Here is a 9,300-nt window from a genome sequence, read left to right as displayed (position 1 = left end):
CAACAGGGTGTCTTGGCTCCTCCATAACCGCATACTACACCATGTGGTCGGTTGAGTAAAGTGCATACCCACTATTCAAAAAATAAAAGTTAAAGCGAAAAGTCGATGGATCGTTATGCCAAAAAGGGAACCTGTTCGGACTGTAAAGTCTGCAAGGCATACCTTCGCGCAGCCGGCAGGAATCAATTAATGAAAGAATCCGCCTGTATCGAAGGGAAAGAGGTGAATGCGGATCGAGTCGGAACCCGGTCCCTGCCAAAGGGCGCCGCCCCGTTCCGGTGCGGATCGACCGGGACGTCGATCCCTGCATCCTGATTTACGATTTTTTGTAGGGAACGGGTTCCACCCCGTTCCGTATTCCACAATTTTCGTAGGGAACAGGCTCTGTCCTGTTCCATTGCGGATCGGCACGGAGGCCGATCCCTACGTCCCGATTTACGATTATTTGTAGGGAACGGGTCCACCCCGTTCCGTTACGGATCGAGACGGAGCTCGATCCCTACAATCATTGAAACCATCGTGTCTCGTAGAGAACAGGTTCCCATTCGATTACCGCATGGCCGTGAACTCGGGTCCTAACGGCCTGCCGCAACGGCATCCCGTTCCGCATCGAAGGGGAAAATTGAAGATTACCCCCTTTTAAAGAAAGCGAGGATTTTAGCCAAAAAGCTTTTTCCCGATTTCCCCATGCCCAGAGCCGCCATTATCTCTTTTTCATTATACCCGACAATCACCGCCTTGCCGATCACAATGGTCGGAAATGAGCATTCGGGGTTAAACGCCTTAATATCCTCAAGAACCGCTTTGCGGTCCTGATCATTGAGCATATCGACATCCTTGAAAACATACTCGACCTTGCACTCGCTCAACAGGCGCTTGGTCGCATTGCAGTGGCTGCAGGTGCTCAGCGAATAAACCAGAACATTTTCAGTCATCGTCTCAGCCCTCCGTTAAAAAAGATGATGCTTGCCTATTATGGTTTTATAAAATAGGAGAAACAAAGATTAAAAGTCAAGAAAAGGAATAGGGCGTGTTCAGCTATCCCCGTATTAAAAATAAGATTGTTGCCAGAATAATCACCCGTTTTCCATCCCTGGCCAAACGCCTCGTCGATTCCTACATTCCCCGGGAGTCGGAAGACATCCCCTGGACGCCAATAACAAAGCCGCTCCATCAAAGCCGGGTTGCCTTGATTACAACGGCCGGCGTGCACCATAAAACCCAGACGCCATTTGACATGCAGGACCCGGACGGCGATCCGACATACCGGGAAATTAACGCCGGGACTTCCCTGTCCGACCTGATGATTACCCACGATTATTATGACCATGCCGATGCGGACAAAGACATGAGTATCGTATTTCCCCTGGATCGTCTGAATGAATTCCAGCAGGAAAAAATAATCGGCCCCTTGGCGGATTTCCATTACAGTTTCATGGGGCATATCGACGGGCCCCATGTTTCAACCCTGATTACCCGAAGCGCTCCTGAGATTGCCCGCAAGCTTAAAGCCGGCGCTACGGATATCGCTCTGCTGACGCCGGGCTGAGCCATATGCAATCAATCCGTCGGATTGATCCAGCGCGAAATTGAAAAAGCCGGCATACCCACCATCGGCATTACCATCGTGAGAAATTATACTGAAAAAGTAAAACCGCCCCGCAGCATCTTTTTAAAATGGCCCTTCGGCCATCCCTTGGGCGAACCCTTCAAGGTTGCCCAGCACCGGGCGGTTTTAACAAAAGCGTTTGAGGCCCTGTATCAAATCAACACCCCGGGAGAGATTGTTGACATTCCCTTTCGTTGGAAAAGAGAAACGTATTGATTTAGGAGGTCCCCGACAAGCTGATCATCAGCAACGAACGGATCGCGCAACTTATGAAGATGGACGCGTTTACCCGGAAAGAGTAAAGAAATGCTTTTTCTGGCCCCTGCCCCCTGATCCTGGCAATTTTGCAAATTTTTTGTAGGGAACTATAGCCGGTTCCGAAGCGGGTCGACGGGGACTTCGACCCTTACACTCGTTTGTAATATGTTCCTGTAGGGAACAGGCTCCCATTCGACGACCTCATGGCCTTGAGCCTGCCGAAACGGTGTCTCGTCCCTGGATCGAGGCGGAGCTCGATCCCTACGAGGGATTACACTGTTTTGATGCGGATCGGCACGGAGGCCGATCTGTAGGGAACGGGCTCTGCCCCGTTCCTGGATCGAGGCGGAGCTCGATCCCTACGAGGGATTACACTGTTTTGATGCGGATCGGCGCAGAGGCCGATCTGTAGGGAACGGGCTCTGTCCCGTTCCGTCGGATCGGCGCAAAGGCCGATCCCTACATCCAATTACTGGGCGGAGCGACCACGCCAGCGCTTGGCCGACCCCTACATCAAGATCACCACCGGATCATGGCGCTCCCCCAGGTCAACCCCCCACCGAAAACCGGCATGCAGACTAAATGATCGGGTCGGATGCTGCCGTCCCGGATCGCCTCATCAAGGGCAATGGCACAGGAAGCCGAAGAGATGTTTCCATATTTATGAAGGGTGATGTAAAATTTTTCCATGGGGATATGCAGGCTCTTGGCAATGGATTGAAACATCCGGATGTTGGCCTGGTGCGGGATAAACCAATCGACGTCATCAACCGTCAAGCCATTATGCTGTAACGCCTCCTGGATGGACTCAATAAAATGCCTCACCGCCACACGAAAACTTAAATTGGCTTCAATCATATTCAGATAATGAAGCCCCTTTTCGACGCTTTCATGGGAAATCGGGGTTGTCTTTGAACCACCCCCCGGCAACAGCAAATCCTGCCCATTGGCGCCGTCTGTGTGCAAATGGGTCGACAGCAATTCCGGCCCCTTGCTTGCCCGACTCAGGACCGCCGCCCCGGCCCCATCCCCCCATAAAATACAGCTGCTGCGGTCCTGCCAGTTAAGGGTGCGGCTCATGACCTCCGCCGCCACCACCAGAACATGGCGGCAAGTGCGGTTCTGCAGATACTGGACCGCCGCGTTCAGGCCGAAAACAAATCCCGAACACGCCGCCGTAATATCAAAGCTGAACGCCTGGGGAGCGTTCAGCTTGGCCTGCAGCCAGTTGGCAGCAGCCGGGCAGCAAGTATCCGGTGTAATCGTTGCCATAATAATCAGATCAATGTCGGCGGCCGATAAACCGGCGGCTTTGAGTGCGTTCCGGGAGGCTTGAAGGCCTAGATCCGATGTCGCAACTTCCGGCGCGGCAATTCTTCTTTCGCTGATCCCGGTGCGTTTGATAATCCACTCATCGGTGGTTTCCAGGCCCATGGCTTGCAGATCAAAATTGGTGAGCACCCTTGGCGGCACATACGACCCTGTTCCCAGAATTCGAATAGATTCCATCGCTAATCTGCTTTCTTGAAAAAATCCCCCTGACCCCCTTTAACAAAGGGGGAAATTATTCTCCTCCCTTTCATAAAGGGAGGCCGGGAGGGATTTTTATTCGCCAGAGTTCTTTAACAAATTGAAATATCATCGTATTTATGCTCACATATACTTAGGCGCAGTTTTCAGCAGCCTGATAGAACATAGTCAGATTGGGCTGTGGGGTCAAGCAAAATTCAGCCCGATAATCGATCCCAGGTATTCTTCGCTTCGGTTTCCATGCGATCATTGGCACGGCCTGAATCGCCGCTTGGGGGCGTGGGCTTAACGCCCCGTAGCCGGGCAATGCGTTCGGCCAGAGGCGGGTGTGTCGAAAACAGGCCGGTAAAACTGCTGCCTGACAGCGGGTTGACGATAAACATGTGAGCCGTGGATGGATTGGCCTGCAGGGGGAGTCTGCCGGAATAGGCTCCCAGTTTTTCCAGTGCGCGGGCCAACCCCTCGGGATGTCCGGCAAAACCGGCGCCGGTTTTATCGGCCAGATATTCCCGGGATCGGGATATGGCCATTTGAATCAGCATTGCCGCCAGCGGCGCCAATATCGACATCACGATCAACCCGATGCCGCCCATCCGGTTTTCTCCGTCATTGCTCCGACCGCCGCCCAGGAGCACCGACCAGCGCGCCATGGTGGCCAGCAGCATAATGGCGCCGGCCATGGTGGCGGCAATCGACCCGATCAGGATGTCCCTGTTTTTGACGTGGGCCAGTTCATGGGCCAGTACACCCATGATCTCCTCCCGGCTCATCAGTTTGAGCAGCCCTTCGGTGACGGCCACAACCGCATGTTCCGGGTTCCGACCGGTGGCAAAGGCATTGGGGGTCTCCTGGGGAATAATGAATATCTTGGGCAGGGGCAGACCGGCCCGCTGGCATAGGGTGCGAACCATTTCATAGATTTCCGGTCTTTCCTGGGCGGTGACTTCCCGGGCGCTGTACATGGCCAAAACGATTTTATCTGAAAACCAGTAGCTGAAAAAATTCATGCCGGCTGCCAAAACCAGCGCAATGATCATACCCTGGCGGCCGCCCAAAAACTGCCCGATCCACAGAATCAGTGCGGTCATGGTCGCCAGCAAAATCGTGGTTTTTATTTGATTTCCCATTTGTGTTACCCCTTTTAATTAAGAACAATATATCATTCTTGTTATCCGCAAATTACGCTGAATAAATTATATGATCAATTTTTAAAAAATCAACATTTTCCGCTGGCGCATCCGGTGTAAGCACTTGTAGGGATCGAGCTCCGCCTCGATCCACGCCTGTAGGGATCGGCCTCCGTGCCGATCCGGCATTATTTTGTCGGGACCTGCCTCTGCCCCGATCCGCTGCAACCGGCGTTTTTACGGCTCGCGTCAACCCAATGGAACGGGATAGAACCCGTTCCCTACAAACAATTGGCGCTGTTGGAACGTAGGGATCGACGTCCCCGTCGATCCGCCCTGATACGGGGCAACTATTCTTGTAGGAATCGGCCTCTATGCCGATCCGTCGTTGTTTTTGTTGGGATCGACCTTCGCCTCGATATGAACTTCCTTGACAGACTTGCAGGAAAGCCGTAAACTATTTTCATCTTACATTAATCTTACTTAACGGGAGGGAAAGGAATGGAAACCACCCGGTTGTCGGAAAAAGGCCAAATTGTGATACCCAAACGGGTTCGAGATACCCGTGGATGGGAAGCTGGAATCGAATTTCTAATCGAAGAATTAGAAGACGGGGTCAAGCTGAAACCTGTCAAGCCATTTGAAGAGACCACGCTCAATGACGTTTTAGGATGCACGCGCTATAACGGAGCGAAAAAAACCCTGAAGGATATGGAAGTTGCCATTGCAAAGGGGGCGAAAGAAAGCCGATGATTGCAGTTGATACGAATATCCTGATCAGAGTTTTGACGAAAGATGACCCTGTTCAGGCCAAGCGGGCAGCCCGGCTGTTGGAAGTCAATGACATTTTTATTGCTATGACTGTTATACTGGAAACCGAATGGGTACTGCGACATGCCTATGCTATCGAGCGGAAAACCATCCAGCAGGCCTTCCGGAAGCTCTTAGGGCTCCCGAATGTGCATGTCGAAGATCCCAATAGTCTTTTTCGCGCCATACGCTGGTATGAAACAGGGCTCGACTTTGCAGATGCGCTCCACCTCGCATCGGGCTTAAAGTCAGAATCATTTGCAACCTTTGAAAAGAAAATGATACAAAAGGCATCCAAACTGACTTCAATTCAATTCATCATGCCCTGATTTCCAACAATTGTAAAATCTGGAACCCTTGACCCTTTTCGCTTAAGTACTTGGAAATACAATTTGATAAGGCTAATTCAATTATGGCATTTCACCAAAAATCGTCCCTGTTGTGCCCCAACTGCCGCAAGCTCATCAGCGCCGATGAATCCCGTTGTCCATACTGCGGCATCTCATCGCCCGGTTCAGGCTGGCGCAACAATTTCCTGACGCGCATACTCAGCCATACCGATTTTATGATCCGCGCCATTATTTTTACCAATGCAGGCATGTACCTGTTGACCGTTTTGTTTAACTCCGCAAACCCGGGAATGTCCATGAACCCGCTGACATATCTGTCGCCGGACAATACCAGCCTGATGCTGCTGGGGGCCACCGGCACCTTTCCCATAGACCGGCTGCAGCGCTGGTGGACGATTCTGTCGGCCAATTACCTCCATGGCGGGATTCTACATATTCTTTTCAATATGTTCGCCTTCTGGCAGCTTGCCCCCCTGGTGGCCCGGGAGTATGGAAACTACCGGACGTTTATCATTTATACCCTTGGCGGCGCCTGTGGTTTCCTGGTCTCTTACCTGGCCGGGGTAACCTTTACCATCGGCGCATCTGCTGCGGTATGCAGTCTGATCGGCGCGACCCTTTACTATGGTAAAAGCCGCGGCGGTCTTTATGGCCAGATCATTTACAAGCAGGTTGGGGGCTGGGCAGTGGGAATCTTTATTTTTGGCTTCCTGGTGCGAGGAATCAACAACTGGGCCCACGGCGGCGGCATGCTGGCCGGCATCTTGCTCGGGATCATGCTGGGCTACCGCGAAAAAAAAGCGGAAACGTATATCCATCGCGCCCTCGCAACAGCCTTGCTGGTGGTGACGGTATTGACCCTCATATGGGCGCTTTTTTCCGGAATTTATTACCGTGTGACAGGATAGGCTCTGTAGGGATCGAGCTCCGCCTCGATCCGTGAACGGGGCAGCGCTCTTTTGTAGGGATCGAGCTCCGCCTCGATCCGGGAACAGGGTGCCATTTCGGCACGCTCAAGGCCGTAAGGTCATCGAATGGGAACCCGTTCCCTACAAAAATCGGCACCGTTGGGGCGTAGGGATCGAGCTCCGCCTCGATCCGGGAACAGGGTGCCATTTCGGCACGCTCAAGGCCGTGAGGTCATCGAATGGGAACCCGTTCCCTACAAAAATCGGCACCGTTGGGGCGTAGGGATCGGCCACGCCCCGGCGTGGTCGATCCGCACCGAAATGATCTAAAACCTTTTGTAGGGATCGGCCTCCGTGCCGATCCGGATAAATATGGAAAACCCAAAAAGATATCCGCCCAAACCGGATAGAAAACGACTCAGATTAAAAGGGTTTGACTATTCCAATCCCACCCAGGTGTATTTTCTCACAATCTGTGCAAGTGAAGGCACAAGTCCCTTTCTCGATAAAGACCTGTCGACACAAATAATTAAATCCGTCTTATTTTACAGAAATCAAAAAGGAATCCGTCTATACAGCTATTGTGTGATGCCCGATCATTTTCATTTGGTTATGTCTCCGGCAAACGGTTTCGGCGTCTCTCAACTTGTCCGAAATTTGAAAACTTACACCACGAAGCTCGCACAGGAGAAAGGATTAAACGGAAAACTCTGGCAGAAAAGCTTCTATGATCACATCCTACGGAAAGATGAAAGTCTGCTGAAGATATGTGAATATGTCTTTGCAAACCCTGTGAGAAAGGGCTTGGTGGCTAGGCCTGAAGAATGGGCTTATTCGGGAATGCCGGATCCTTTGCCACTGTAGGGATCGAACTCCGTCTCGATCCGCACCGGAATAGGGTAACGTCTTTTTGTAGGGATAGAGTTCCACCTCGATCCGCACGGAAGGGGTATCGCCCTTTTGTAGAGATCGAGCTCCGCCTCGATCCGCGAACGGGGCAGCGCTCTTTTGTAGGGATCGAGCTCCGCCTCGATCCGCACGGAAGGGGTATCGCCCTTTTGTAGGGATCGAGCTCCGCCTCGATCCATGAACGGAATGCCGTTTCGGCAGGCCGTTCCACCATGAGGTAATCGAATGGGAACCCGCCACACATACGGCGGACAAGCCCGCTCCCTACAAGCACGGAATAACTATGGACGACGAACACTTCCACCAACTTCTGGACTTTTTTGAACTTTCCCGGACAGGGTATCGCAAGGTCCGCAAGGGGGTCAAAAAACGCATCCGCCGCCACATGCAGCAGCTGGGCTGCCGCGATATCCACACATACCTTTCCTCAATCGAAAATAACGATGAAATCAGAGATCAGTGCCGCCGTCTGCTCACCGTTTCCATCAGCCGGTTTTTCCGCGACCGGCAGCTCTGGCAGGAACTGGAACAAAACATATTCCCGGGGCTGATTCAAAATGAAAATAAAAGCCTCCATATCTGGTCCGCCGGCTGCGCCTGCGGTGAAGAAGTTTACACCATCAAGATCATCTGGGACCGCATACAAAAAGGCCGTATCCCTCGGCCGTTACTCCATATCACCGCCACGGATCTGAATCCGATGTACCTTGAAAAAGCCCAGGCCGGGATCTACACGCCCGGCAGCCTGCGGGATGTCCCTGCCCCCTTGCTGTCGCTCTACTTTACGCCCGCTAAGGGCGCCAAAAGATACTGCGTCCAACCTTTTTTAAAAGACCATATCACCTGGCAAAAGGCGGATTTCTTTTCAGAAGCGCCCGGCAGCGGCTGCCATATCATCTTTGTGCGTAACAATCTCCTGACCTATTACCGGGAACATTTGCAGAAAAAGGCCTTTATAAATATACTTGACAGCCTTCTGGATAAAGGTTTCTTGATCATCGGCGCCCATGAATCGCTTCCATTTGAGACGCCGGAACTGGTTCCCGTTGGTTCATACCAGTATGTGTTCAGGAAGGCTATTCCCCATCCCCCAACTCCCCCGCCGGTCCGAAAATAACCAAGCTGTCGGCAGCATTGCTCAACGGGGCGCGACCGTGTTTTTTTATCAAACATAGAAACGCACAATTTCATGACCGTCCCGCTCTTCTGCAGGGATCAACGTCTCCGTTGATCCGAAAACGGGGGTACATCCTTTTGTGGGGATCGCCCTCCGGGCCGATCCGGTGTTTCTATCGTAGGAATCGTCCTCTGCGCCGATCCGACTGAACGAGGTGGAACTCGTTCCCTACTAAAAACGGGTCCTCCGGAACGGGATGCCGTTTCGGCAGGCCGTTCGGCTCCGAGCCGTTCGGCCCCGAGCTCACGGCCGAGGGGCTCACGGCCTGGGGGCTCACTGCTATGAGTTCATCGAATGGGAGCCTGATCCCTACAAAAAAATGACGACCGGAACGGGGCAAACCCCCTTCCCTACGAAACCAAATAATAAATGTAGCATTTTAGAGACGGTCATGATATTGTGCGTTCTATCAAAGCCCATAAAACCAAGGGGCTTCACATGCCGCGTAAAGCCCGCATCGACGCTGCCGGTGCGCTGCACCACATCATCTGCCGCGGCATCGAAAAGACTGATATTTTAATCGATATCGTCGACCGGAACAATAGTTTTAACTGGGTATGCAGTTAACTCAACCGCCCACTATATGTAGAGGGTTACCTCCAATAATCATTTGGCGCGACAC

The 9,300-nt window shown here is 52.4% G+C and carries 12 protein-coding genes; 9 read left to right on the top strand and 3 right to left on the bottom strand.

Annotated elements, in window-relative coordinates:
* Nucleotides 1-105: 105 nt before the first annotated feature.
* Nucleotides 106-315 carry a hypothetical protein gene (locus P1P89_20715; protein MDF1593937.1) on the top strand — a complete coding sequence of 70 codons (210 nt, stop codon included), beginning with the start codon at nt 106-108 and terminating at the stop codon, nt 313-315.
* A 314-nt stretch (nt 316-629) separates the two neighbouring features.
* Here the strand turns inward: P1P89_20715 and P1P89_20710 are convergent, their stop codons facing one another.
* Entirely contained in the window at nt 630-935 is a 306-nt protein-coding gene (locus P1P89_20710) for a glutaredoxin family protein (protein MDF1593936.1), read from the bottom strand.
* Between the two features lie 95 nt (nt 936-1,030).
* Between P1P89_20710 and P1P89_20705 the strand changes: the two genes are divergently transcribed.
* Both P1P89_20705 and P1P89_20700 read left to right on the top strand, forming a co-directional pair.
* A complete protein-coding gene (locus P1P89_20705) occupies nt 1,031-1,549 on the top strand; it encodes a glycine/sarcosine/betaine reductase selenoprotein B family protein (protein MDF1593935.1) in 519 nt (172 codons plus the stop codon).
* Nucleotides 1,550-1,573: 24 nt separating this feature from the next.
* The gene (locus P1P89_20700) at nt 1,574-1,825 is read left to right on the top strand and encodes a hypothetical protein (GenBank protein MDF1593934.1); all 252 of its coding nucleotides are present in this window, start codon (nt 1,574-1,576) and stop codon (nt 1,823-1,825) included.
* A 561-nt stretch (nt 1,826-2,386) separates the two neighbouring features.
* Here the strand turns inward: P1P89_20700 and P1P89_20695 are convergent.
* Together P1P89_20695 and htpX are read right to left on the bottom strand one after the other, a co-directional pair.
* The gene (locus P1P89_20695) at nt 2,387-3,376 is read right to left on the bottom strand and encodes a ketoacyl-ACP synthase III (GenBank protein ID MDF1593933.1); all 990 of its coding nucleotides are present in this window, start codon (nt 3,374-3,376) and stop codon (nt 2,387-2,389) included.
* Nucleotides 3,377-3,594: 218 nt separating this feature from the next.
* Nucleotides 3,595-4,524 carry a zinc metalloprotease HtpX gene (htpX, locus tag P1P89_20690; protein ID MDF1593932.1) on the bottom strand — a complete coding sequence of 310 codons (930 nt, stop codon included), beginning with the start codon at nt 4,522-4,524 and terminating at the stop codon, nt 3,595-3,597.
* 501 nt (nt 4,525-5,025) lie between these two features.
* On the opposite strand from htpX, the gene P1P89_20685 reads away from it, so the two are divergent.
* The 6 genes from P1P89_20685 to P1P89_20660 all read left to right on the top strand — a co-directional run bounded on the left by P1P89_20685 (nt 5,026) and on the right by P1P89_20660 (nt 9,245).
* Complete coding sequence (locus tag P1P89_20685) at nt 5,026-5,277, top strand: AbrB/MazE/SpoVT family DNA-binding domain-containing protein (protein MDF1593931.1); 252 nt, start codon at nt 5,026-5,028, stop codon at nt 5,275-5,277.
* Nucleotides 5,274-5,663 (top strand): type II toxin-antitoxin system VapC family toxin, encoded by a 390-nt coding sequence (locus tag P1P89_20680; protein MDF1593930.1) that lies wholly within the window; start codon nt 5,274-5,276, stop codon nt 5,661-5,663. Before P1P89_20685 ends, P1P89_20680 begins: the two co-directional genes overlap by 4 nt.
* An 83-nt stretch (nt 5,664-5,746) precedes the next feature.
* On the top strand, nt 5,747-6,592 hold the full coding sequence (locus P1P89_20675) for a rhomboid family intramembrane serine protease (GenBank protein ID MDF1593929.1): 846 nt from the start codon (nt 5,747-5,749) through the stop codon (nt 6,590-6,592).
* Nucleotides 6,593-6,964: 372 nt separating this feature from the next.
* Nucleotides 6,965-7,456, top strand: coding sequence for a transposase (locus P1P89_20670; GenBank protein MDF1593928.1), 492 nt, complete (start codon nt 6,965-6,967; stop codon nt 7,454-7,456).
* Nucleotides 7,457-7,784: 328 nt separating this feature from the next.
* Nucleotides 7,785-8,618: a hypothetical protein gene (locus P1P89_20665; GenBank protein ID MDF1593927.1), complete on the top strand. Its 834-nt coding sequence runs from the start codon at nt 7,785-7,787 to the stop codon at nt 8,616-8,618.
* 498 nt (nt 8,619-9,116) lie between these two features.
* Nucleotides 9,117-9,245: a hypothetical protein gene (locus P1P89_20660; GenBank protein MDF1593926.1), complete on the top strand. Its 129-nt coding sequence runs from the start codon at nt 9,117-9,119 to the stop codon at nt 9,243-9,245.
* Nucleotides 9,246-9,300: the final 55 nt, after the last annotated feature.

It is taken from the genome of Desulfobacterales bacterium (assembly GCA_029211065.1).
Classification (GTDB): domain Bacteria; phylum Desulfobacterota; class Desulfobacteria; order Desulfobacterales; family JARGFK01; genus JARGFK01.
This window is presented reverse-complemented; position numbering and strand designations above follow the sequence as displayed.